The following is a 22,803-nucleotide window of genomic DNA, read 5'->3' as shown; positions in this document are numbered from 1 at the left end:
CTCGACGACGACGACGATGACGACGACGACGATGATGATGACGACGACGACGACGACTGCACCGACAACACCGCCCCCGAGCTGCTTGGCTTCGAGATGCAGTACGACGAGGACGGCGACGGCAGCAACGACGGCGCCTTCACCGCGCCGATCACTTTCGCCGCTGGCGATATTGCCTCTTACTTCCTGGGCATGGCCTATGCAGACGACGACTGCAACCTGCCCGGCGGCGAGTTCTGGTCCAAGATGACTCTGGACGGAACTGTCGAGTGGGATTGGGAAGCCGGCGACTCGCCTCTGCCCGAGGAGCTGGGATGCTCCACCGACGAGTCGGGCCTGATCTACGGATTCTCCTTCACCCCGGCGGCCGGCGCCTATGAGATGAACATCTATTGGACGGACATCTGTGGTGCGCAGAGCAACCAGGTGGACGTTACCTGGACGATCACTGCCGACTGATAGTTCGCGCTACCAAGTAGCAATTCAAGGCCCCGGCATCTGCCGGGGCCTTTTTTCATGGAAATCGGCCGGGGCTATTTTATATCCAAGCCGCCCCGGAGAGCCTGCACGCAAAGATCGATTTACCCCACATCCCCAATCGTACGCCGCGGGGTGGGTCGTTGCATTAAGATCAGCGTACTACGCGTGCCTTGCCGCAGCTCATAGCTGCCGCGAGCTTTGCCGGTGTCTTAAAGGTGTAATTCGACCACGTCGCGGTCGCACAGCACGTGGTCGCGCGGCACGCGCATTCCATCGTACTTAGCCTCGCCCCAGATCCGGCAAAATTCGAGATTGCGTGCGAAGTCCTTGTGGATCGAGCGCGCGAAATCGAGCACGGTCGAGCCCACGGGCAGGATCACCGGGCTGCGCATGTCCGGCGGCTTGCTCGGCGCCTTGGTGTAGATCCGTAGCACGTTCAGCGCCTGCCAGATCAGGCCGCGCAACGGCTCGATCCCCAGCAGCGAGCGGGTGTCGATCCGGATGAACTCCAGCGGCGCGCCGGTGAGCTCGAAGAAGATCGCCAGGTTCTCAAGGGCGCCGGGCTGCTCGACCTTGTTCGCCACGTAGCGCACCTTGCACCAGGCCTTGCCGTCGGGGTCGAAGCGGTCCTGCGGCGCGGGATCGAAGCGGATGCGGTGTTGCTCCATCAGCCCGTTGATCGCGATGTAGTCGTCGACGATCGAGTCGGACGCGGCGTCGAACATCGAGAGCACCAGGTCGGCGTTGCGGATCAGGCCGTTCATCCAGGTCTGGTAATGTTCGGCGCAGACCGCCGGTGCGTCGATCAACTGCACTGACGCATCCTCGTAGGGCATCATCGCCGGCGCCGCTTTGACCGTGGTGTAGGGGTAGGGGGCGATCTCGGGCGCGGCGTTGGTCAGCGCCGCGACCAGGCTGGATTTACCGCAGTTGGGCGGACCGACGAGGATCACCTGTCCGGCCCCCTCCTTGGGGATCGAGTAGTCGAACGAACGCTTCTGCGAGGACTTGGATTCCAGGCTCTGTTTGAGCTTGCTGATCCGGCGCTTGATGTCGCCCTGCAGGTGGTCGGTCCCCTTATGCTTGGGGATCAGCCGCAGCATCTCCTCCAGATGGCCCAGCCGCTCCTGCGGCTCGCGGGCCTCTTTGTACCGTTTCTCGGCGGCGAGGTAGTCGGCGGTGAGGTTGGCCGGCATTGCGGTTAACCCGGACTACTCATAGGGCTTCTACTGCGATGCACGATCTGCTCGCAATAACTGCGTCATCCTTGCCGATCCGTGCTCGACGTACCTCAGCGGGTACGCCTGCGGAGGCGGCTTTGAGCCGCCCGCAAAGCTCGCGTATCGCGCTGGTCGTTGACCAACGAACCGCCCCGCGTCGTGCAAAACATCGGTGAACCACAACCTAGGAGAGCTTCCTTGTTCTTGCGGCAGCTTGCGCATCTCGTATACGAACCCCCATGAGTAGCCCGGGTTATCAGAAGCGGGCGAACACCAGCTGCTCGAGCTCGAGCCTGCCCAGCGGTTCGGGTTTTTCCGCCGGATGGCCCAGGGCGATCACCGCCATCAACTCCAGTTGCGTCGGCGCACCGAGCAGTTCGCCGACCTGGGCCGCGTGGTTGAGGATCTCGCCGAGCCAGACCGCGCCGAGCCCTTGGGCGTGGGCCGCCAGCAGCATGTTCTGGCAGCAGGCGCCCACGGCCTGGGCGTCCTTGAGGTGACTGTAGCTAACCGAGCTATCCAGAAACACGGCGATCGCCGCCCGCGCCCCGAGCAGCACCGGCGCGTACTTGGTGCACTGCGCAAGCTGCCTAAGCTTTTCGCGGTCGGTGATTACGGCAAAGCGCCAGGGCTGATTGTTCATCCCCGACGGGGCGTACCTGGCACACTGGAGGATCCGCTGAAGTGCGGCTTGGTCTACCGGCTGTTCGTCGAAATGGCGAATCGACCGGCGGCTGAGGATCGCATCGATCACTTGATTTTCCATATCGACTTTATACAACAATCCCGTTTTCTGTAGAAGACGCCTGCGGCTTGGCAGGATTTGGCGGCCGTTGTAGACTCTTGCCACCCAGAAATTAGGAGGTCCGATGTATACCAAGCGTAAACTCACAGTGGCTGGCATTGCACTGCTCGCGATGCTCGTTTTCGTGTTCGTCAGCGGTTGCGGCAGCTGCGGCGAGAAGTTGGCCAGCGAGGCGCTGGAGAGGGTGGCCGAGCAGCAGGCCGGCGGCGACGTAGAGATAGACAGCGAAGGCGGAACGATCACGATCTCCGGCGGCGACGAGAACAGCGGCGGAACCATGGCCTTTGGCGAAAATGTGAGCATGCCCAGCAACTGGCCGCCCGAGGCCAAGATTTTCGATGGCGCCAAGCCGGTGATGGTAATGGTCGGCGACGACGGTGCGTTCGGCACCTTCCAGACCAAGGCCGACGCGGACAAGATCTCGAGTTTCTACGAGGGCCACTTCAAATCCCAGGGCTGGAAGCTCAACGGGTCGATGGCCACACCGATGGGCAAGACCCTGGTGTTCGAGCAGGGCGACAAGAACTGCACGATCACGGTCAGCCCCGCGGGCAACGACAGTGATCAGAACACGTTCACCATCACTTACGCCGAAGAGAAGTCCTGAGCCGGAGAAAGAATAAAACGGGTTCCCTGCGTAGACGATTCCGGGCGCACCTGCGAAACACGGGCCTGATCGCGCCCGCTGATCGCGTGCTGGCGGCATATTCGGGCGGACCGGATTCGCACGTGTTGCTGCACCTGTTGCACTCGTTGCGCGAAGAGTTCGGACTGAAGTTGGCCGCGGCGCATTTGCATCACGGCCTGCGCGGGGCCGAGGCCGACGCCGATCTCGAGCACTGCCGGGCCGTGGCCGCGGACCTGGACGTCGAACTGTACGAGGGCCGGGCGCAGGTGCGGGCCGGCGAGCAAAGCGTGCAGGGCGAGGCGCGCAAGGTCCGCGAGGCGTTCCTGGAAAATATTGCCCGCGAACACGGCCTGGACAAGATCGCCACCGGACATAACGCCGACGACGTGATCGAGACTCTGGTATTCAGACTCTCGCGCGGCACCGGGATTCACGGCCTGGCGGGCATCCCGGAAAAGCGCGGCCCGTTCGTGCGCCCGCTGCTGCCTTTTCGACGCACGGAGCTGATCGAATATGCGCGTCAGTGCTCGATCGAGTACCGCGTCGACAGCTCCAATCGCGACCCGCACTACACGCGCAACCGCATTCGGCACGAAGTCTTGCCTGTGGTTTATCAGCAGCTGGGGCAGGGCACCGCCCGCTCAATTTTGCGCCTGGCGCGCATCGCCCGCCTGGAGGACGAGGCTCTCGATCATTTGGCTGTGCAGGCCGAACAGGAACTTGTGAAACCCGACGGCCGCGACAACCTATTGATCGAACCCAACGGGCTGCGCGACCTGCCCGAGGCGCTGGCGTTGCGTGTATTGCGCATTGCCCTGGGCCGCGCCGCGCGTTTCGAAATCAGCTCGCGCCATCTGGAGCTCTGCCGCGACGTGGTATGCGGCCTTGCAGCGCAGAGCCGCGCCGACCTGCCGCGCGGTCTGCGAATCGAGCGTTTGGGCGACACGGCCTGGATCGGCCCCGAGACTGCGCAGCCGCCTGTGGGACGCCCCTTTGATCCGGTGCCGCTGGCCGTGCCCGGCCTGACGCGGCTGCCCGGCGAACACGGATCAATCGAGGTGCTGCAAAGTCCGGCGGAGTGCCAAACGCCGCTTCTCGAGTTGGACGCGGAGCGGATCGTCGGCGAGCTGTGCTGCAGGACATACCGCTTTGGCGATCGCTACGCCCCGCAGGGTTCCTCCGGCGAGCAAAAGCTCAAGCAGCTGTTCGACCGCTTGGGTTTCAAGACCCTACAGCGCAGACAGTGCCTGCTGCTGGTCGACTCGCAAGGGGTGATCGGCGGCAGCGGATTGCCCGTAGCGCAACGCGTCGCGCCCAATCAGGTCTCGAAATCGATCATATGGGTACGTTTTCGTTGACAATGCACAATAGGGTACCTATGGTTTAATATCCGGCAGGACCGGATAGTCATTGGTGCGCTTTGCGCCCGGGGGAAATATAGACTTTATGAAGCCGTACATGAAGAATCTTGCCGCGTTTTTAATCCTGATTCTGATGTTTATCCTGCTATTTAGGTACGTCAGCGAGGATACCGGAGTCGAGAACCTCATATATTCCGATTTTCTGAAAAAAGTCCAAGCCAACGAGGTGACCGAGCTGACGGTCAAGGACATGGACTTCACCGGTCTGCTGGTCAACGAGCAGAGCTTTCATACTACCGGTCTGTTCAACGAACGGTTGCAGGAGCTGCTTGAGGCCACCGATCCCAAGGTCGAGTACACGGTGTTGCCCATCGGTCCCTCGCCGTTAATGAGTTTCCTGGTCACCTGGTTCCCGATTCTGTTGGTGATCGGGATCTTCATCTTCCTGATGCGGCAGCTGCAGGGCGGCGGCGGCAAGGCGATGAGCTTCGGTAAAAGCCGCGCCCGGCTGATGTTGGATAAACACAACAAAGTGACGTTCTCCGACGTGGCCGGAATCGACGAGGCCAAAGACGAACTCGAGGAGATCATCGAGTTTCTGATGGACCCCAAGAAGTTCACCAAGCTCGGCGGCCGGATTCCCAAGGGCGTGCTGCTGATGGGCCCGCCGGGCACGGGCAAGACCCTGCTGGCGCGGGCGATCGCCGGCGAGGCCAGCGTGCCGTTCTTCTCGATCTCCGGCTCGGACTTCGTCGAGATGTTCGTCGGCGTGGGCGCCAGCCGCGTGCGCGACCTGTTCATCCAGGGCAAGAAGAACGCGCCGTGCATCATCTTCATCGACGAGATCGACGCAGTGGGTCGCCATCGCGGGGCCGGACTGGGCGGCGGGCACGACGAGCGCGAGCAGACCCTAAACCAGCTGCTGGTCGAGATGGACGGCTTCGAGTCCAACGAGGGTGTGATCCTGATCGCTGCGACCAACCGTCCGGACGTGCTCGATCCGGCGCTGCTGCGGCCGGGCCGTTTCGACCGGCGGGTGGTGGTGCCGATTCCGGATATCAAGGGCCGACTGGGCATTCTGCGCGTGCACAGCCGCAAGGTACCGCTGAACATCGACGTCGACCTGAGCGTGCTGGCCCGCGGAACACCGGGTTTCACCGGAGCGGACCTGGCCAATATGATCAACGAAGCGGCCCTGGTCGCGGCGCGCGAGGAAGGGCAGAAAGTGGCGATGCGCCACATGGAGATGGCCAAGGACAAAGTGATGATGGGCTCCGAGCGGCGCAGCATGATCATCTCCGAGGAGGAGCGGATCAACACCGCCTACCACGAGGCGGGCCACGCGCTGGTGGCGAGCCTGATTCCGGGCGCCGACCCGATCCACAAGGTGAGCATCATCCCGCGCGGCATGGCCCTGGGCCTGACCCAGCAATTGCCCATCGACGAGAAGCACACCTACACCAAGGAATACCTGCTCAACTCCATCGCCGTGTTGCTCGGCGGGCGTGTTGCCGAGGAGCTGGCCCTTGACCACCTCACCACCGGCGCGGGCAACGACTTGGAGCGCGTGACCAGCGTGGCGCGTAAAATGATCTGCGAATGGGGCATGAGCGAGGACTTCGGCCCGGTGACCTTCGGCAAGCACGACGAAATGATCTTTCTGGGCAAGGAGATGGCCCAGCACCTGGAGTATTCCGAGGACACGTCCCAGCGCATCGATGGCGAGGTCGACCGCATCGCCCGCGACCAGTACGAACGAACCAAGAAGCTGATAACCGAGAATCGCGACGCCCTGGATCGCCTGGCCAAGATGTTGCTCGAGTACGAGGTGCTCGACGGCGACGAGATCAGGCAGGTGATCGACAACCGGCCGCTGGAGCGCAAGCCGCCGGACCGCAAGGTGGCGAGTCTCGACGATGACGAGGAGCAGCCGGAGCAGGCCAAGCCGTTGCGCGCAGTTCCCCTCGACGAACAAGAGGAAACGACGGAGAATCCCGAGAAGCAGGGGGACGAGGAACGGCGGTCCGAGACCCCCGAACCTGCTGAACAGCCGGAAGACTAAATGGCGCAATCGAACTCTTGCCACCGCTGGAAAGCCAGGGGTTTCGACCTCGACCTCGAGCAGCGGGTGGCGATCATGGGCGTGGTCAACGTCACGCCCGACTCCTTCTCGGACGGCGGCCGCTACCACGATGCGGACCGCGCGGTCGAGCACGGGATCGAGCTGGTCGCCCATGGCGCACAGATTGTCGATGTCGGCGGAGAGTCGACGCGTCCCGGCGCCGATCCGGTGAGCGTCGAGCAGCAGATCGAGCGCGTGGTGCCGGTAATCCGGCGACTGCGCGGCGAGATCGACGCCCTGATCAGCGTGGACACCAGCCGGGCCGCTGTGGCCCAGGCCGCAATCGACGCCGGGGCGGTGATCGTCAACGACATCAGCGCACTGTCCGCCGATCCGCAGATGGCCGACACCGTGGCGCGCAACGGCGCGGGGCTGGTGCTGATGCACATGCGCGGAGAGCCCAGGAACATGCAGCACGATCCGGTCTACGACGACGTAGTCTCCGAGGTGATCGAATACCTCGAGGCGGCCAAGGCCCGGGCGCTGGCCGCGGGCATCCAGCCCACGGCGTTGGCAGTGGATCCGGGCATCGGATTTGGCAAGACCGTCGGGCACAACCTGAGCCTGCTCAAACACCTCGCGCGCATCGCCCGGGCCGGACGGCCGGTGCTGATCGGCGCCAGCCGCAAGGCGTTCATCGGCGTGCTCAGCGGCGCCGAGGTCGACCAGAGGCTGATGGGCACCGCGGCGAGTGTGACCGCGGCGATTTTGGCCGGCGCGCGGGTGGTGCGCATCCACGACGTGGGCGAACTGCGGCAGACCGTGCAGCTCGCCGAGGCGATTCGCAATGCTTCGTAACGCGCCGCTGCTCGTGGCCCAGGCCTCGCCCACTCCGGCCGCGGCCGGCGAAGCCGTAGCGACACCGCTCGACGGATCGACCGCGATCAGCCGGGCGATCCAAGCCCCGGGCGAGGGCTCGTTCCTTCAGGATCTGACCTTCGCCGACCTAGCCGGCGGCCTGGTGACCGTGGTCGACATTCTGCTGGTGGCCTACGTCATCTATCGCCTGATACTGATCGTCAAGGGCACGCGGGCCACGCAGATCCTGCTCGGCCTGGCACTGCTACTGGTGGTGCAGTGGGTGGCGATTAAGCTGGAGATGAAGGTCGTGAACTTCATCCTCGCCAGCTTTTTAACCAACTTCATTCTCGTGATCGTCGTGCTGTTCCAAAGCGAGATCCGCAGGGCCCTGGCGCGTGTGGGCAAAGCACCGTTTTTTGGATCCCACGAGATGCAGAGCACGGAGCTGGTCTCCGAGCTGGTGCAGACCGTCTCGACCCTGGCCAATCGCCGCATTGGTGCGATCATCGCCATTGAGCGCGACACCGGGCTCAAGGAGTACATCGACGACGCGGTCAAGATGGACGCCGCGGTCAACAAGGACCTGCTGACCGCGATCTTCATGCCCAGCTCGCCGATCCACGACGGCGCAGTGGTAATCCGTAGCGGACGCATCGTGGCGGCGGGCACGTTTTTCCCGCTGGCAACGGACATCGAGATCGAAAAGGACCTGGGTACCCGGCATCGCGCCGCGCTGGGCATTTCCGAGGAGAGCGACTCGGTGGTGATCGTGGTCAGCGAGGAGCGCGGCGAGGCCACGGTGGTCGTCGACGGCACGTTGCGGCCGGTGACCTCCCCCGAGGATCTGCGGATGATGCTCAGCAATATGATCGGATGAGCGATGGTCGCGATTAGGAAAAAAATCTTCGAGAACCTGCACCTCAAGCTGCTGAGTTTGCTGTTCGCGCTGATCCTCTACCTGATGGTGAGCATGGGCGAAGGGCAGGACGTGATCGAGGTCACCCGGCAGCTTAAGCTGATCCAGACCGGCGACCCGACCGGCCTGGCGCGAATCGGCGACCTGCCTTCCGAGATCGAAATCCGTGTCAAAGGGCGCGAGCGCGACATCGAACTGATCGACGAAGACAAGCTGATCTACAACATCGACGTCTCCAACATCACCGAGCCCGAGGTCTACACCTACCGCATTTACAAGCGCAAGATCGACGCCGTGCTGCCGCGCGACGTGATTGTGACCTCCATCGAGCCCAGTCAGATCTCGATCGAGTTCGAGGAACTGATCGAACAGGAGGTCGGCGTCGAGGTCGTCACCGTGGGCCAACCGGCCCCCGGACACGATTTGGACCCGGCGCGGATCGTCACCGATCCCAAGACCGTGGTGATCCAAGGGCCGCGCTCGGTTGTCGGCGCGCTGGTATCGCTGCCCACCGAGCCGTTGGACGTCAACGGACGCCGCGGCAACATCCAGGTCGAGGTGGGGCTGGATACCACGGGCCGGCCGATCGTGGTCAAGGGCGTAAGCCTGATCAGCGTGCTGATCCAGATCGAGCCGCGGATGGCCGCGGTCGAGCTCGAGGACCTGCCGATCGAGGTGATCAATACCGAGCTTAAGTTCGGCGTCGAACCGCCGCAGCTCAGCGTGAAGATCGAGGGACCGCAGATCGATATCGAACGGCTCAATCCCGGCGACGTGAGGCTGGTTATCGACGGCAACGGACTGGAACGCGGCAGCTACCTGCTGCGTCCGAAGTTAATGATTCAACTGCCGGCGGACGCTGTCGGCGGTGTCAAGGGTCCGGATAAATTCGAGCAGGTCAAGGTCAAGCTGCACTGAGGGCCGCAAACGGCCATAGACCGATCGAATTGCGCCGGGCTGGAGGATCGAGTTTGACTCGCCATCTTTTCGGAACCGACGGAGTGCGCGGAGTAGCCAACTCCGAGCCGATGACCCCCGAGACCGTAATGGCCATCGGCCAGGCCGCGGCCCAGGTCTTTCTGCGCCGCAAGGGCCGACGCGACAAGATCCTGATCGGCAAAGATACGCGGCTGTCGGGCTACATGCTCGAGACCGCGCTGGCCTCGGGCATTTGCTCGATGGGCGTCGACGTGTTGCTGGTCGGACCGTTGCCCACGCCGGGCATCGCCTTTCTGACCGCGAGCATGCGCGCCGACGCCGGGGTGGTGATTTCCGCCAGCCACAATCCGTTCCAAGACAACGGGATCAAGTTTTTCGACGCCGACGGGTTCAAGCTGCCCGACGAGACCGAGGCGCTGATCGAACGCTACATGAAGGACGGCGAGCATCTGCAACAGCGCTGCCAGGCCGCGGACGTGGGCAAAGCCGCGCGCGTGGCGGACGCGGTGGGGCGCTACGTGGTGTTTCTCAAGAACACCTTTCCCAAAGGGATGACCCTCGAGGGCTACAAGATCGTGCTCGACTGCGCCAACGGCGCGGCGTACCGCGTGGCGCCGCTGGTGTTCACCGAGCTCGGAGCCGAGGTGGTGTTGGTCGGCGCGGAGCCCGACGGTGTAAATATCAACTGCGGAGTGGGCGCATTGCACCCCGAGGTGATGTGCGACCAGGTACGTCGCAACGGGGCACAGCTCGGAGTGGCCCTCGACGGCGACGCCGACCGCCTGATCCTGGCCGACGAGAACGGCGAGGTGATAGACGGCGATCACGTGATGGCGATGATAGCCAAAGCGCTGCTGCAAAGCGGAGAGCTGCGACGCAACACCCTGGTCTCCACGGTAATGAGCAACATCGGCCTGGAGATCGCCTGCCGCGAGATGGGTTGCCAGCTGCTGCGTACGCAGGTCGGAGACCGCTACGTTGTCGAGGAACTCCGACGCAACGGATACAACTTCGGCGGCGAGCAGTCGGGCCACCTGGTGTTCCTCGATCACGCCACCACGGGCGACGGCACGCTCTCCGCGCTGCAGGTGCTGGCGCTGATGGCTCAGAGCGGCAAGCCGCTGAGCGAACTGTCCAAGGTGATGACCAGCCTGCCGCAGGTACTGCGCAATCTAAAGGTCGCCTCCAAGCCGGACATGACGCAAATACCGCGAGTCTGCCAGGCGATCGAAGCCGCCGAGTCCGAGCTGGCCGACAGGGGACGCGTGCTGGTGCGCTATTCGGGCACCGAGATGTTGGCGCGAGTAATGATCGAGGGCGAGAGCATGCAGCAGATCGAGCGTCTGCGCGACCAGATCATCGAGGTAATCGACAGCGAGATAGGTGCTAAATAGACTGCCGCCGGGTCGGCGGATCAGAGGAGGAAGTAAGTTGGTACGTTTGAACGTCAACATCGACCACGTGGCCACCCTGCGACAGGCCCGCCAGGCCCAGGAACCCGATCCGGTAGCCGCTGCGCTGCTGTGCGAGCTGGCGGGCGCCGACGGGATCACCGTGCACATCCGTGCCGATCGTCGCCATATCCAGGAGCGCGACCTCGAGATGTTGCGCCGCACGCTCAAAACGCGGCTCAACGTGGAGATGGCCACGGAGCAGGACACGATCCGCCTGGTGATGTCGATCGCTCCCGACCAGGTGACCTTCGTTCCCGAGCGTCCCGATGAGCTGACCACCGAGGGCGGCCTGGACGTGATGACGCACCGCGACACGCTGAAGAACAACATCGCGCTGTTCAAGGAGCGCGAGGTGCACGTCAGCCTGTTCGTCGACCCCAACCTCGACCAGGTCAAGGCCGCGCACATGGTCGGCGCCCAGGCGGTGGAGATCAACACCGGCCGCTATTGCGAATCGCCGCCGGGGCCCGAACGCGAGCGCCAGCTGCAGGAGATCGTCAACAGCATCAAGCTCGCCGGCAAGCTGGGCATGGGCTGCCATGCCGGACACGGCCTGGACTATCGCAACCTCCTGCCGGTGGCCGCATTGGCCGAGATCGAGGAGTTCAACATCGGGCACGCGATCATTGCCCGGGCGGCATTGGTTGGCATGGAGCGTGCGGTACGCGAGATGATCGACGCGATCCGCAGGGCGCGGCGGTGATACCGGCGGTCAACGCGGAGCAGATGCGCGAGCTGGACCGCGCCTGCATTGAGGGGCTGGGCCTGCCCGGCGTAGTGCTGATGGAGAACGCCGGACGTGCCTGCGCTGAAAAGGCGCTGGAGTCGTTCGGCGACCGGCTGTCCCGCGGCGTGACCATCCTCTGCGGCAAGGGCAACAACGGCGGCGACGGCTTTGTCATTGCCCGCCATCTGAGCAACCAAGGCGTGCCGGTCGGTGTCTACTTGTTTGGCAGGGCCGACGATGTGCGCGGCGACGCCAGGATCAACCTCGACGTGCTGCGCGCAATGGGCGTCAAGGTCAAACAGATCACCGACGGCCGCGGCCTGCGCACCCTGGACCTGCGCGTGGGACTGGTGGTCGACGCGCTGCTTGGCACGGGGCTCCAGCGGCCGCTGAGCGGACTGCTCGCCCAGGCGGTCCAGCGCGTCAACGGCTGCATGGCCCCGGTGCTGGCCGTGGACATCCCCTCGGGCCTGAGCTCGGATCGCGGTGCGCTGATCGGCCCCTGCATCAGTGCCGAGGTTACGCTGACCTTCGGCCTGCCCAAGATCGGCCAGTTGCTCGAGCCCGGACGCTCGCAGTGCGGCAAGCTGGAGGTCGTCGACATCTCGATTCCGCCTGAGGTGATCGACCGCTACGACCTGTGCGTGGGCCTGCTCGAGCGCGACGATTTCTCTGACCTGTTCATGCCGCGACCCCAGGACAGCAACAAGGGTTCTTACGGCCGCGTTGCCGTATTCGGTTCGAGCCCAGGGCTGACCGGCGCGGTGTGCATGGCCGGGCTGGCCGCCGCCAGGGTCGGCGCCGGGCTGGTGACTTGCGCCGTGCCGCGCTGCTTGGCCCCGATTATTGAGAACAAGCTCACCGAGGTGATGACCCGGCCGCTGCCCGAGCTCGACGGCTCGCTGTGCGCCGAGTCGTTGGACCAGGCGCTGGCCCTGGCCCGCACCCAGGACGTGGTGCTGCTCGGGCCGGGATTGGGAGCGGAGGAGAACGCGCGGCAGTTCGCGCGCGATTTCACCCTGCGCTGCCGCAAGCCGCTGGTGATCGACGCCGATGGGCTCAACGCCTGGGCAGGACGCCTCGACGAGCTGGCCGCACGCCGCGGCCCGACCGTGCTGCTGCCGCATCCGGGCGAGGCCGGCAGGCTGCTCGGCGTTTCTCCCGACGAGGTTCAGGCCGATCGGCTGCTCGCGGCCACAACGATCAGCGAGCGCTCCGGTGCGGTCACCGTGCTCAAGGGCGCAACGAGCATCGTGGCCCGGCCCGAGGGCCTGGCCGCCATCGTGCCTACGGGCAATCCGGGCATGGCCTCGGGCGGCACGGGCGACGTACTGGCCGGGATGATGCTCGGGATGTGGGCCCAGTGGAACGACGAATTCGATGCTGCTGCTGCTGCTGCATACATCCACGGCATGGCCGGCGACCGGGTCGCCCAACGGATCGGCGAGCGGGCCTTGATCGCCGGGGATCTGCTCGACGAGCTGCCGCAGTGCCTCAGGCGACTCGAACGCGAGGCTCGGGGCGAGGATCCCGAGAATTAAAAGCACAACGGTCGCCGATACGATGAAATCCGACAGCGCTGAAATAATAATCGAGCTTGGCGACGCCGCGGCCACCGAGGCGTTGGGTCGCGACCTAGGCCGGGCCATCAAGCCCGGACACGTGTTGGCGTTGATCGGCGAGCTGGGTAGCGGCAAGACCACCCTGGTGCGCGGCTTGGCCGCGGGCATGGGGCTCGACCCCGAGCAGGTGCACAGCCCGACCTTCACCATGATCCAGTTCTATCCCGGCGCGCCGGGTCTGTACCACGTCGATTTCTATCGCCTGGAGCGCCCCGCGGAGCTCGAGCAGATCGGACTGGACGAGGCGTTGGAGGGCTACGACAGCGCCTGTGCAGTGGAGTGGGCCGACAAGTTCCCCGCACAGCTTCCCGCCGGCAGGCTCGAGATCGAGCTTTGCTATAGCGGGCAGGGGCGGCGGGCGCTGCTCAGTCCCACCGACAGCGCGCATGTGTTATTGTGCGCCGCAGTTAAAGCATGATTAATCATCCGGAGTAGCGATGGCCTTAATAGTGCAAAAATACGGCGGCACCAGCGTGGGCAGTATGGAGAAAATCCGCAACGTCGCCGTACGCATTGCGCGGACCCGCACTGAGGGCAACAAGCTGGTGGTGGTGCTCTCGGCGATGGCCGGCGAGACCGATCGACTACTTGGCCTGGCGGCCGAGGCGGCGGCCAAACCCATTGAGCGCGAGCTCGACGTGCTGCTCGCCACCGGCGAGCAGGTGAGCATCGCGCTGATGACGATCGTGCTCAACGAGATGGGTGTACCAGCGATCAGCCTGCTGGCCCATCAGGTCAAGATTCAGACCGACGACAAGTTTTGCCGCGCGCGGATCAAGGCCATCGATCCCGAGGCGGCGCTGCGTCAGCTCGAAGATGGCAAGGTCGTGATCGTCGCCGGCTTCCAGGGCGTGGACGAGGGCGGCGACATCACCACGCTGGGACGCGGCGGATCGGACACCACGGCTGTGGCGCTGGCCGCGGCGCTCAATGCCGACGAGTGCGAGATCTATACCGACGTGGACGGCGTGTTCACCACCGATCCCAACATCTGTCCCAAGGCGCGCAAGCTTGAACGCATCAGCTACGACGAGATGCTCGAGATGTCCTCACAGGGCGCGAAGGTGTTGCAGATCCGCTCAGTGGCGTTTGCCAAACGCTACAACGTGCCGCTACGCGTGCGCTCAAGTTTCAACGACGATCCGGGAACGTTGGTAACCAAGGAGGAGCCGGGCATGGAAAGCATGTTGGTGACTGGAATCGCTTACAACCGCAAGGAGGCGCTGTTGACGATTATCGGGGTGCCCGATAAGCCCAGCGTGGCCTCCGACGTATTTCAGCCGATCTCCGGCGCGGACATCAACGTCGACATGATCATCAAGAACCGCTCGGTCGAGGGCTTCTCCGACTTCTCGTTCACCGTGCCCAAGCTCGACGAGGATCGCGCGTTCAAGATCCTGAGCAAGCAGGCCGAGGCGATGCAGGCCGTGGGGGTCGACCGCGGCCCGGCCGTGGCCAAGATCTCGATCATTGGCGTGGGCATGAAGGACCACTCGGGCATCGCCTCCAAGACCTTCAAGACGCTGGCGGGTGAGGGCATCGGCGTAATGCTCGTCTCGACCTCCGAGATCAAGGTCAGCGTGCTGATCGAGGATAAGTACGCCGAGCTGGCGGTGCGTGCGCTGCACGACGCGTTCGATCTCGATAAAGAGTGCGTCACCGAGGAAGTGTTTTAACGACCGCTGATTTTTTAATCGATCAGATAAAAGACGCGACGATCAACGCTCCTGCGAACAGCGCCACGCTCAGGGCCGATCCCAACAACAGCTTCAGCGCAAAATAGGGCGGCAGCGGCTGCTTGGGCTTGGCCGGTTGCGGCGGGGCCATGGGCATCGGCGTGTAGATTGCCTGGGGATAGGGCGTGGTGTAGCCCGGCGGCGCGTAGCCCTGTGGTCCGGTCGGGGCGAAGGCGGGCTGCGGCGCGGCCGTTGCGGACTGGGCCGGGATTTGCTCGTCCTCGATGCGCTCGGCCTTGAGCGCTGCTCCCTGCTGTGCCAGGCGCTGGCGCCATTGTTCGTCGCTGATCAGGGCGCTGCCGCATTGGGAGCAGATCTGTGATTCAGCGGTGAGCCGTTTGCATTGCGGACAGACATTCATGGGATGATTTTAGCTCCAGCCGCTAAGTCGGGCAAGCCGCGGCCCTCGCGCGTTGACCGTCCTCGCGATATCTGCTAATTTGCGGTGCCCCACAGGGGCGTTATTGCCGGTTAAATACAATATTCCCAGTCGAATTTTTCGACTCTAGACGCCCTGGTCCGGCCGGACCAGACGTCAATTGCCGGAGGTTGCAATGCGCGAGGTTTGGATCGTTTCCGCGGCCCGCACGCCCGTGGGCAGCTTCAATGGATTTCTTTCAACTGTGACCGCGGCCGAGTTGGGAGCGATCGCCATCAAGGCCGCCCTTGAGCGCGGCAAGGTCCCCTTTGACGCGGTGGACGAGGTGATCATGGGCTGCGTGATTCCGGCGGCCCAGGGCCAGGCTCCGGCGCGCCAGGCGTTGCGTGGGGCCGGTCTTGCCGACAGCGTGGGCGCGACCACGATCAACAAGGTTTGCGGCTCGGGCCTCAAGGCCGTGGGCCTGGCGGTCCAGGCGATCCAGTGCAACGACGCCGACGTAATAGTGGCCGGCGGTATGGAAAACATGAGCCTCGGCCCGCACGCCCTGACCAAGAGCCGTTTCGGCTATCGCATGGGCAACATCACGGTGCTCGATCTGATGCTTTGGGATGGACTATGGGATGCTTACGAGCACGTGCCCATGGGACAGTTCGCCGACCGTTGCGCCAAGGAGGAGGGGATCAGCCGCGAGGATCTCGACGCTTTTTCCGCCGACTCTTACCGCCGCGCCCTGGACTCGATCGAACGCGGGGCTTTCCGCGACGAGATCATTGCGGTGGAGGTCAAGGGGCGTAAGGGCAAGGTGACGGTGGTTGAAGACGATGAGGAGCCCGGCCGGGTCAAGTTCGAAAAGATCCCCCAGCTCAAGCCCGCGTTTTCGCCCGACGGCGTGGTCACCGCGGCCAACGCCAGCAGCATCAACGACGGCGCGGCCGCGATAGTCGTGATCGCCGCGGACAAGGCGCGCGAACTCGGGCTGGAGCCGATGGTACGCGTAATCGCCCAGGCCACCGACAGCAAGGAGCCGTTCAACTTCCCGCGCGCGCCCGTGGGCTCGATCGAGAAGGTGCTGGCCAAGTCCGGCTGGACCCACGATCAGGTCGATCTGTACGAGATCAACCAGGCGTTCGCCGTGGTCAGCCTTTACACCCAGCGCAAGCTCGGGCTCGACCCGTCCAAGATCGACGTGTTCGGCGGCGCGGTGGCCATCGGCCATCCGATCGGCGCCAGCGGCGCGCGGGTGCTGACCACGTTGCTGCACGGCATGGGCAGAGTTGAAGCCAAGCGCGGCCTGGCATCGCTGTGCATCGGCGGCGGCGAGGCCTTTGCCATGACTTTCGAGAAGGTCTGAAACTTCACTCGGGGGAATAGCCATGGACTACGAGAACATTAAGTACGAGGTGCGCGAGGGCGGTGTGGCGGTTGTGACCATCGACCGTCCCAAGGTGCTCAACGCGCTCAACGGCCCAACGCTCTCCGAGCTGGGCGATGCGTTCACTCGCGTGGCCCAGGATCCCGAGGTGCGGGTGGCTATCCTCACCGGCGGTGGGGAAAAGGCGTTCGTCGCCGGCGCCGATATTTCACAGATGGTCGACCTGAGTCCGATCGAGGCCAACGAATTCGCGGGCATGGGCCAGCGCGTGCTGAGCTCGATCGAGAACTGTCCCAAGGTAGTGATTGCCGCGGTCAACGGATTCGCCCTGGGCGGCGGCACCGAGATCGCCATGGCCTGCGATTTTATCTACGCCTCGGACAAGGCGATGTTCGGCCAGCCCGAGATCAAGCTCGGGATCATTCCCGGGTTCGGCGGCACCCAGCGCCTGCCGCGGCTGGTGGGCAAGGCGATGGCCAAAGAGCTGGTGCTCGTCGGTGAGAATATCAACGCCGAGGAGGCGCTGCGCATCGGTTTGGTCAACCAGGTTGTGCCGGCCGACGAGCTGATGCAGCGAGTGCTCAAACTCGCGGGCAAGATTGCGGCCAAAGGCCAGGTGGCCGTGCGCCTGGGCAAGGAGTGCATCAACCGCGGCGTGAACATCGATCTGAGTCACGCCCTGGCATTTGAGCGCGAGGCGTTCGCCGTGCTGTGCTCCACCGACGACCAGGTCGAGGGGATGCAGGCTTTTCTGAACAAGCGTAAGCCCGAATTCAAGGATCGCTAAACCGAGCCGAGGAGAGATAAAGTGGATTTTGAACTCAACGATGAAATGCGCATGATGAGCGACATGACGCGCGACTTCGCGCGCGAGCAGATTGAGCCGATCGCCGCCGAGCTTGACGAGCACCATCGCTTTCCCGAACAGATCGTGGCCAAGATGGCCGAACTGGGCCTGCTGGGCATCCCCTATCCCGAGCAGTACGGCGGAGCGGGCATGAACTACCAATGCTACGCCATTGCCGTGGAAGAAATCAGCAAAGCCTGCGCAGGGACCGGCGTGATTCTCTCGGCTCACACCAGCCTGGGCTCCGACCCGATCTACAAATACGGCACCGAGGAGCAAAAGCAAAAATTCCTCACGCAGCTGGCCCAGGGGAAAAAGATCGGCTGCTTCGGCCTGACCGAGCCCGGTGCGGGCTCGGACGCCGCGGCATTGAAGACCACTGCCGTCCCGACCGACAACGGCTGGGTACTCAACGGCACCAAGAACTTTATCACCAACGCGGTCCAAGCCGGCATCGCCATCGTCTTTGCTCAGACCGATAAGGAAAAGGGCTACAAGGGCCTCGCCGCCTTCATCGTCGAAAAAGACACTCCGGGCTTAACCGTGGGCAAGGTCGAGGACAAAATGGGCATCCGCGCCAGCTCCACGGCCGAGCTGGTGTTCGAGGATTGCGAGATTCCTAAAGAGAATCTGCTGGGCGAGGTGGGCAAAGGTTTCCGCATTGCCCTGAGCACCCTCGACGGCGGCCGGATCGGCATCGCCTCCCAGGCCGTGGGCATTGCCTCGGCCGCGTTGGAGAAGGCCACGGCTTACGCCAAGGAGCGCGTGCAGTTCGGCAAACCGATCGCCAAGCTCCAGGCGATCCAGTGGATGCTGGCCGACATGGCCACTGAGATCGACGCCGCCCGGTTGCTGGTGCGCCGCGCGGCCTGGCTCAAAGACCAAGGCAAGAACTACATCAGCGAGGCGAGCATGGCCAAGCTGTTCGCCGCGGAGACCGCGATGCGCGCCACCAACAAGGCGATCCAGGTCCACGGCGGCTACGGCTACTGCAAGGAGTACCCGGTGGAGCGTTACTACCGCGACGCCAAGATCACCGAGATCTACGAGGGAACCAGCGAAGTCCAGCGGTTGGTGATTGCAGCCAACCTGCTCAAAGACTGAGCGCAAGTTGGATTTCGAGCTTAGTTCGGAGCAGCGGCTGCTGCAGCAGACCGTGCGCGAGTTCGCCGCCGAGCAGCTCGCACCGGGCGCAGCCCAGCGCGACCGCACCGGCGAGTTCCACCTGCCGCAGCTGCAACAGATGGCGCAATTGGGCCTGATGGGCATGAACGTGCCCGAGCAATACGGCGGCTCGGAGGTCGGGCCGGTGGCATACGTGCTGGCGATGATCGAGATCGGCCGCGGCGACGCCTCGGTGGCGGTCTCGACCAGTGTGACCAACATGGTCGCCGAGAACGTCTACCGCTTCGGCAACGAGGAGCAGCGCCGGCTGTGGCTGCCGCAGATCGTCTCCGGCGACCATCCGATCGGCGCTTTCGGCCTGACCGAATCCCAGGCGGGCTCGGACGCCACCAACCTGCGGACCAAGGCCGTACGCGACGGCGACGAGTGGGTGGTCAACGGCTCCAAGATTTTCATCACCAACGGCGAGACCGCCTCGACCGTGCTGGTGATGGCGGTGACCGATCCGCAGCATCAGAGCAAGGCGCGGCGGATCTCGGCGTTCCTGGTGCACCGCGACAATCCAGGAATGCACGTGCTGGGGCACGAGGACAAAATGGGCCAGCGCTCGTCCAACACCGCCTCGCTGAGTTTCGATGACTGTCGTGTGCCCGACACCGCGCGCTTAAGCGATCTGGGGCAGGGGTTCGTGATCGCCATGACCAGCCTCGATTCCGGAAGGCTCGGCGTGGCCGGTCTGGCGATCGGCATTGCCGAGGCGGCGCTCAATGCCGCGCTGGAGTACTCCAAGCAGCGCGAGCAGTTCGGCAGACCCCTTGCCAAACTTCAGGCTATCCAGTGGATGCTCGCCGACAGCCGCACCGAGCTCGACGCCGCCACGCTGTTACTGCTGCGCGCGGCCGCGCTCAAGCAGCGCGGGGGCGTGCGCTACACCCGCGAGGCGAGCATGGCCAAACTCTACGCCACCGAGGCTGCCAACCGCGTGGTCAATCGCGCATTGCAGATCCACGGCGGCTACGGCTACATCGCCGAGTACCCGGTGGAACGCCACCTGCGCGACGCGCGCGTGACCATGCTCTACGAGGGGACCAGCGAGGTGCAGCGGATCGTCATCGCGCGCGAACAGCTCGCCGACTGAGTAGCCATTCGAGCTGACCTGCCGATTGGAGCGTGTTAATATCTGCATCGCCTGGCCCGACCGCTCTGACGGCCTGGAATAATCCGGGCTAAAGGTCTGTTGATGTCCAAGAAAACCGTCGTCGCCGTATCTTGCCTAAACCCCGGCTATCCCGAGGCCATTGAAGACGCTTTCTCGCATTTCAGCGGCGTGAAGTGGCTGGCCGATCCGGCGCGGCGGGTGCTGATCAAGCCCAACGGCGTGGGGTTCGACCCCGAGCATTTCACATCGCTGGAGTTCCTCGAGGCGCTGTTCGCCCATTTGCGCGACAACGGCTACAAACGCCTGGCGTTGATGGAGAACTGCACCAACGGCAGCTTCACCCGCTTGGTGTTCGCCGCCACGGGCTACTCGGCGCTGTGCAAGCGCTTCGGCGTTGAGCAGCTGTTGCTCGACGAGCAGCCGTACATGCGCATGCTGCTCGGCGACGAGCCCGAGGCGGTCAAATTTCCAAAGGTGCTTCACGACGAGGTGTTGCACGGCGACGCGTTCTACCTCAACTGTCCCAAGTTCAAGACGCACTCGATGAGCGTGGTCACCCTGGGCGTGAAAAACCAGCAAGGGTTGCTCGACGACGCGGACAAGATGTTCGAGCACACCCACCATGGCCTGCATCGCAGGCTGGCGCGCATCTACCGGGCGATCCGGCCGCACTTCACTTTAATCGACGCCAAGGACGCCATGCGCTACGGCCACTTCCCGGCGCGGGCCAATCTGGACCAGGCGATGCTGCACTGCGGCGTGGTGATCGGCGGCTGGGACACCCTGGCCGTGGACACCGTGGGCGCGAAGATCCTCGGCTACTCGGTGGACGAGATCGAACACCTGCGGATCTGCCGCGATTGGGGCCTGGGAACGGCGGACCTGGAACAGATCGAGATCCGCGGCGAGCTGCCCGAGCTGCCGGACAAGCCGCTGCCCTATCAGATCCTGCGCAAGTTTCCCGACAACCTGCGGATTGTCAGCGGCTCGCAGCTGGCCTGCACCGAGGGCTGCAAAGGCAACACCGAGGTCTTCATCGAATACCTGGCTGGCGACTTCGGCGGCAAGGGCGGCTTCACGCTGGTTTGCGGCAAGGGGTTCGACCCGCGCGAGCTCGACAACTTGCCCCCGGGGCCGATCCTGGTGATCGGACCCTGCGCAGTGGCCGAGGCCCTGCCGATTTTGCGTGAGCGCTACCCGCGACGCCGGATCAGGGTCGTGGACGAGCATAACGACTTGGCGCGCATGGCCACTGAAGTCAAGCGGCTGATGCACGTCAACACGTTCAAACTCTCGCCGTTTTCGCTGCCGCACAGCCTGTACCTGTTGGCGCAAGCCCGTTTACACGGCTGCCGTTCGCGGATACCTTCGTTGAGATGAAGATCCGTATCGTCCCGATCTTGGCGTTGCTGGTGTTGCTCACCATGGCCGCGACCGGCTGCATCTGGCCCAAGCTCGAAATCAGCTACCCGCTTGAGCAGCACGAGAGCATTTTGACCCAGGACGGCTGGCAGCTGTTCGCCGTGCACTATCGCCCCGAGCAGCCGCGGCCCGGCGCCTTGCCGGTGGTGATGTGCCACGGCGCGACCAGCACCACCGCGGTGTTTGACATGGACGAGCAATACAGTCTGGCGCGCTACTTCGCCCGGCGCGGCTACGAGGTCTACGTGGTCAACCTGCGCGGCCGCAACGGCTGCGTCCCGCCCGAGCAGGGCCCCAAGGCGGGCTGGAACTACGACGACTATTTCAACTACGACATGCCGGCGATCATCGAGTTCGTTATCGAGCAGACCGGCGCCCAAAGCCTGAACTGGATTGGCCACAGCATGGGCGGGATGCTGATCTACTCCTACGCCGGGTGCGTGGACAGCTCGCGAATCAACTCGGTGGTGGCGGTGGCCAGCCCGATGATCTTCTACGGCGACGACTACACCAAGCGCTTCGCCGTCATCGCCGGGCACACGCCGCGCTTTTGGAAGACCCTGCGCATACGTAGGCTGATGCGCCTGGCCGCGCCGTTGGCCGACGACCTGAAGTCCTCGGCATTCCTCGTCGCCAACGTCGACGGATTCCAGGACTCGATCATCACGCGCTACGCCTACAACTCGATCCCCAACATCTCGATGGGATTTATCCGTCAGCTATCGCAGATGGCCGGCAACCTGGAACTCTACAACGCTGCGGGGACGATGAACTATCAGGACTGCCTGGCCGGATTCGACGTGCCGCTGTTGGCAGTTGCCGGCAAGCTGGACTACCTGGGAACGCCCGAGGCGGTGCGTTTCGCCTATGACCGTGTAGCCTCGAGCGATAAGACCTACCGCGTGTTCGGCCGCGCCAACGGCAACATCCAGGATTACGGCCACGGCGACGTGATCATCAGCGACGGAGCCGTCGCCGAGATCCACCCCTACATTTTCGAATGGGTGACCGCTCACCAGTAAGGCGCGTCAGGGACTATTTGCCGAAGGTCTTCTTGTTTTCCTCGGCGTCCTTGGCGATCTCCTGATGCCAGTCACGGGTTTTGCGCGGGGCATCGAGGAAATCCTGGTACAGCGACTTGGCCAGCTCGTGTTTGTTGATCCCCTCGGGCGCGACCTGGATGTCGAGCTGAGCCAGGCTGACGTCGAATTCGGTGTTGAGCATCGTGTCCGAATCGATACCGAAATCGACCAACAGCTGCCGAATCTCTTCGGGGGATTTATTGAAGCGCCGGGCGATGTCGTTGACGTTCTGCTGCCGATACTGCCCCTCGGGGGTCAAGCCCAGGTGGTAAAGACTGAACAGCTGTAGGGCGTTGAGCTCGGAGCTGCCGTTGACGGCTCGGGACGGTTGATTGTTACGGCGCTGGTTCTGCTGCTGTCCGCGATTGTTGTCCTGCTGTCGATTGCGCTGGGAGTTGGACTGGTTGGAACGGTTGTTGTTGCGCCTGCGCTTTTGCGGATCAGCGGTAAACGAATGGTGGGTCAGTACGATCGGATCGGGACCGGCGTAGCCTCCGGGCAGTTGTCCGCTGTCCTGCGTGCGTTTGCGTTTACGTCTCCGACGTCCCCTGTTTTGTTCTGGTGTCAAATCGAATTCTCCTGAAAATCGTGACGAATTAATCG

General features: G+C 63.7%; 22 protein-coding genes. 18 read left to right on the top strand and 4 right to left on the bottom strand.

All coding sequences use genetic code 11. The annotated features are described in order from the left end of the window. Nucleotides 1–459: hypothetical protein (locus P9M14_09580; GenBank protein ID MDP8255988.1), on the top strand; the 459-nt coding region annotated here is incomplete at its 5' end. 230 nt (nucleotides 460–689) lie between these two features. Here the strand turns inward: P9M14_09580 and P9M14_09575 are convergent. Together P9M14_09575 and P9M14_09570 are read right to left on the bottom strand one after the other, a co-directional pair. After that, nucleotides 690–1,676, bottom strand: coding sequence for a GTPase (locus P9M14_09575; GenBank protein MDP8255987.1), 987 nt, complete (start codon nucleotides 1,674–1,676; stop codon nucleotides 690–692). 280 nt (nucleotides 1,677–1,956) lie between these two features. Next, nucleotides 1,957–2,454 carry a nitroreductase family protein gene (locus P9M14_09570; GenBank protein ID MDP8255986.1) on the bottom strand — a complete coding sequence of 166 codons (498 nt, stop codon included), beginning with the start codon at nucleotides 2,452–2,454 and terminating at the stop codon, nucleotides 1,957–1,959. 115 nt (nucleotides 2,455–2,569) lie between these two features. On the opposite strand from P9M14_09570, the gene P9M14_09565 reads away from it, so the two are divergent. From P9M14_09565 to P9M14_09515, 11 genes are all read left to right on the top strand, one after another. Then, entirely contained in the window at nucleotides 2,570–3,112 is a 543-nt protein-coding gene (locus P9M14_09565) for a hypothetical protein (GenBank protein ID MDP8255985.1), read from the top strand. 86 nt (nucleotides 3,113–3,198) lie between these two features. Continuing rightward, nucleotides 3,199–4,491: a tRNA lysidine(34) synthetase TilS gene (tilS, locus tag P9M14_09560; GenBank protein MDP8255984.1), complete on the top strand. Its 1,293-nt coding sequence runs from the start codon at nucleotides 3,199–3,201 to the stop codon at nucleotides 4,489–4,491. Between the two features lie 100 nt (nucleotides 4,492–4,591). Then, complete coding sequence (gene ftsH / locus P9M14_09555) at nucleotides 4,592–6,556, top strand: ATP-dependent zinc metalloprotease FtsH (protein MDP8255983.1); 1,965 nt, start codon at nucleotides 4,592–4,594, stop codon at nucleotides 6,554–6,556. Further along, complete coding sequence (gene folP, locus P9M14_09550; GenBank protein ID MDP8255982.1) at nucleotides 6,557–7,414, top strand: dihydropteroate synthase; 858 nt, start codon at nucleotides 6,557–6,559, stop codon at nucleotides 7,412–7,414. Continuing rightward, complete coding sequence (gene cdaA, locus P9M14_09545) at nucleotides 7,404–8,294, top strand: diadenylate cyclase CdaA (GenBank protein MDP8255981.1); 891 nt, start codon at nucleotides 7,404–7,406, stop codon at nucleotides 8,292–8,294. The genes folP and cdaA overlap by 11 nt, the downstream gene beginning before the upstream one ends. Before the next feature lie 3 nt (nucleotides 8,295–8,297). Then, nucleotides 8,298–9,251: a CdaR family protein gene (locus P9M14_09540; protein ID MDP8255980.1), complete on the top strand. Its 954-nt coding sequence runs from the start codon at nucleotides 8,298–8,300 to the stop codon at nucleotides 9,249–9,251. A gap of 53 nt (nucleotides 9,252–9,304) precedes the next feature. Continuing rightward, nucleotides 9,305–10,666 (top strand): phosphoglucosamine mutase, encoded by a 1,362-nt coding sequence (gene glmM / locus P9M14_09535; protein ID MDP8255979.1) that lies wholly within the window; start codon nucleotides 9,305–9,307, stop codon nucleotides 10,664–10,666. A 37-nt stretch (nucleotides 10,667–10,703) separates the two neighbouring features. After that, nucleotides 10,704–11,429 carry a pyridoxine 5'-phosphate synthase gene (locus tag P9M14_09530; GenBank protein ID MDP8255978.1) on the top strand — a complete coding sequence of 242 codons (726 nt, stop codon included), beginning with the start codon at nucleotides 10,704–10,706 and terminating at the stop codon, nucleotides 11,427–11,429. Continuing rightward, nucleotides 11,426–12,994 carry an NAD(P)H-hydrate dehydratase gene (locus P9M14_09525; protein MDP8255977.1) on the top strand — a complete coding sequence of 523 codons (1,569 nt, stop codon included), beginning with the start codon at nucleotides 11,426–11,428 and terminating at the stop codon, nucleotides 12,992–12,994. The genes P9M14_09530 and P9M14_09525 overlap by 4 nt, the downstream gene beginning before the upstream one ends. Nucleotides 12,995–13,016: 22 nt before the next feature. Then, a complete protein-coding gene (gene tsaE / locus P9M14_09520; protein ID MDP8255976.1) occupies nucleotides 13,017–13,493 on the top strand; it encodes a tRNA (adenosine(37)-N6)-threonylcarbamoyltransferase complex ATPase subunit type 1 TsaE in 477 nt (158 codons plus the stop codon). 19 nt (nucleotides 13,494–13,512) lie between these two features. Further along, nucleotides 13,513–14,751 (top strand): aspartate kinase, encoded by a 1,239-nt coding sequence (locus P9M14_09515; GenBank protein MDP8255975.1) that lies wholly within the window; start codon nucleotides 13,513–13,515, stop codon nucleotides 14,749–14,751. Between the two features lie 22 nt (nucleotides 14,752–14,773). On the opposite strand, the gene P9M14_09510 is transcribed toward P9M14_09515, so the two are convergent. Next, complete coding sequence (locus P9M14_09510) at nucleotides 14,774–15,172, bottom strand: hypothetical protein (GenBank protein MDP8255974.1); 399 nt, start codon at nucleotides 15,170–15,172, stop codon at nucleotides 14,774–14,776. Between the two features lie 193 nt (nucleotides 15,173–15,365). On the opposite strand from P9M14_09510, the gene P9M14_09505 reads away from it, so the two are divergent. From P9M14_09505 to P9M14_09480, 6 genes are all read left to right on the top strand, one after another. Beyond that, nucleotides 15,366–16,544, top strand: coding sequence for an acetyl-CoA C-acyltransferase (locus tag P9M14_09505; GenBank protein ID MDP8255973.1), 1,179 nt, complete (start codon nucleotides 15,366–15,368; stop codon nucleotides 16,542–16,544). 22 nt (nucleotides 16,545–16,566) lie between these two features. Further along, complete coding sequence (locus P9M14_09500; GenBank protein MDP8255972.1) at nucleotides 16,567–17,352, top strand: enoyl-CoA hydratase-related protein; 786 nt, start codon at nucleotides 16,567–16,569, stop codon at nucleotides 17,350–17,352. Nucleotides 17,353–17,373: 21 nt separating this feature from the next. After that, on the top strand, nucleotides 17,374–18,516 hold the full coding sequence (locus P9M14_09495) for an acyl-CoA dehydrogenase (protein MDP8255971.1): 1,143 nt from the start codon (nucleotides 17,374–17,376) through the stop codon (nucleotides 18,514–18,516). Between the two features lie 7 nt (nucleotides 18,517–18,523). Next, nucleotides 18,524–19,675 carry an acyl-CoA dehydrogenase family protein gene (locus P9M14_09490; protein MDP8255970.1) on the top strand — a complete coding sequence of 384 codons (1,152 nt, stop codon included), beginning with the start codon at nucleotides 18,524–18,526 and terminating at the stop codon, nucleotides 19,673–19,675. A gap of 102 nt (nucleotides 19,676–19,777) precedes the next feature. Then, nucleotides 19,778–21,076: a DUF362 domain-containing protein gene (locus P9M14_09485; GenBank protein ID MDP8255969.1), complete on the top strand. Its 1,299-nt coding sequence runs from the start codon at nucleotides 19,778–19,780 to the stop codon at nucleotides 21,074–21,076. Continuing rightward, nucleotides 21,073–22,140 (top strand): alpha/beta fold hydrolase, encoded by a 1,068-nt coding sequence (locus P9M14_09480; protein MDP8255968.1) that lies wholly within the window; start codon nucleotides 21,073–21,075, stop codon nucleotides 22,138–22,140. The genes P9M14_09485 and P9M14_09480 overlap by 4 nt, the downstream gene beginning before the upstream one ends. 13 nt (nucleotides 22,141–22,153) lie before the next feature. Here P9M14_09480 and P9M14_09475 read toward each other — a convergent pair whose 3' ends face one another. Further along, nucleotides 22,154–22,768: a hypothetical protein gene (locus P9M14_09475; GenBank protein ID MDP8255967.1), complete on the bottom strand. Its 615-nt coding sequence runs from the start codon at nucleotides 22,766–22,768 to the stop codon at nucleotides 22,154–22,156. Nucleotides 22,769–22,803 lie beyond the last annotated feature (35 nt).

This window comes from Candidatus Alcyoniella australis (assembly GCA_030765605.1).
Classification (GTDB): domain Bacteria; phylum Lernaellota; class Lernaellaia; order JAVCCG01; family Alcyoniellaceae; genus Alcyoniella; species Alcyoniella australis.
Note: the sequence above shows the minus strand (reverse complement) of the source record. Positions and strands in the feature narration are given on the sequence as shown.

Coding starts and splice junctions, on each gene's coding strand:
- ftsH (MDP8255983.1), top strand. CDS start 4,592: ATGAAGAATCTTGCCGCGTTTTTAATCCTGATTCTGATGTTTATCCTG.
- P9M14_09480 (MDP8255968.1), top strand. CDS start 21,073: ATGAAGATCCGTATCGTCCCGATCTTGGCGTTGCTGGTGTTGCTCACC.
- P9M14_09515 (MDP8255975.1), top strand. CDS start 13,513: ATGGCCTTAATAGTGCAAAAATACGGCGGCACCAGCGTGGGCAGTATG.
- P9M14_09540 (MDP8255980.1), top strand. CDS start 8,298: ATGGTCGCGATTAGGAAAAAAATCTTCGAGAACCTGCACCTCAAGCTG.
- P9M14_09565 (MDP8255985.1), top strand. CDS start 2,570: ATGTATACCAAGCGTAAACTCACAGTGGCTGGCATTGCACTGCTCGCG.
- P9M14_09505 (MDP8255973.1), top strand. CDS start 15,366: ATGCGCGAGGTTTGGATCGTTTCCGCGGCCCGCACGCCCGTGGGCAGC.
- cdaA (MDP8255981.1), top strand. CDS start 7,404: ATGCTTCGTAACGCGCCGCTGCTCGTGGCCCAGGCCTCGCCCACTCCG.
- tsaE (MDP8255976.1), top strand. CDS start 13,017: ATGAAATCCGACAGCGCTGAAATAATAATCGAGCTTGGCGACGCCGCG.
- P9M14_09485 (MDP8255969.1), top strand. CDS start 19,778: ATGTCCAAGAAAACCGTCGTCGCCGTATCTTGCCTAAACCCCGGCTAT.
- P9M14_09500 (MDP8255972.1), top strand. CDS start 16,567: ATGGACTACGAGAACATTAAGTACGAGGTGCGCGAGGGCGGTGTGGCG.
- P9M14_09575 (MDP8255987.1), bottom strand. CDS start 1,676: ATGCCGGCCAACCTCACCGCCGACTACCTCGCCGCCGAGAAACGGTAC.
- folP (MDP8255982.1), top strand. CDS start 6,557: ATGGCGCAATCGAACTCTTGCCACCGCTGGAAAGCCAGGGGTTTCGAC.
- P9M14_09510 (MDP8255974.1), bottom strand. CDS start 15,172: ATGAATGTCTGTCCGCAATGCAAACGGCTCACCGCTGAATCACAGATC.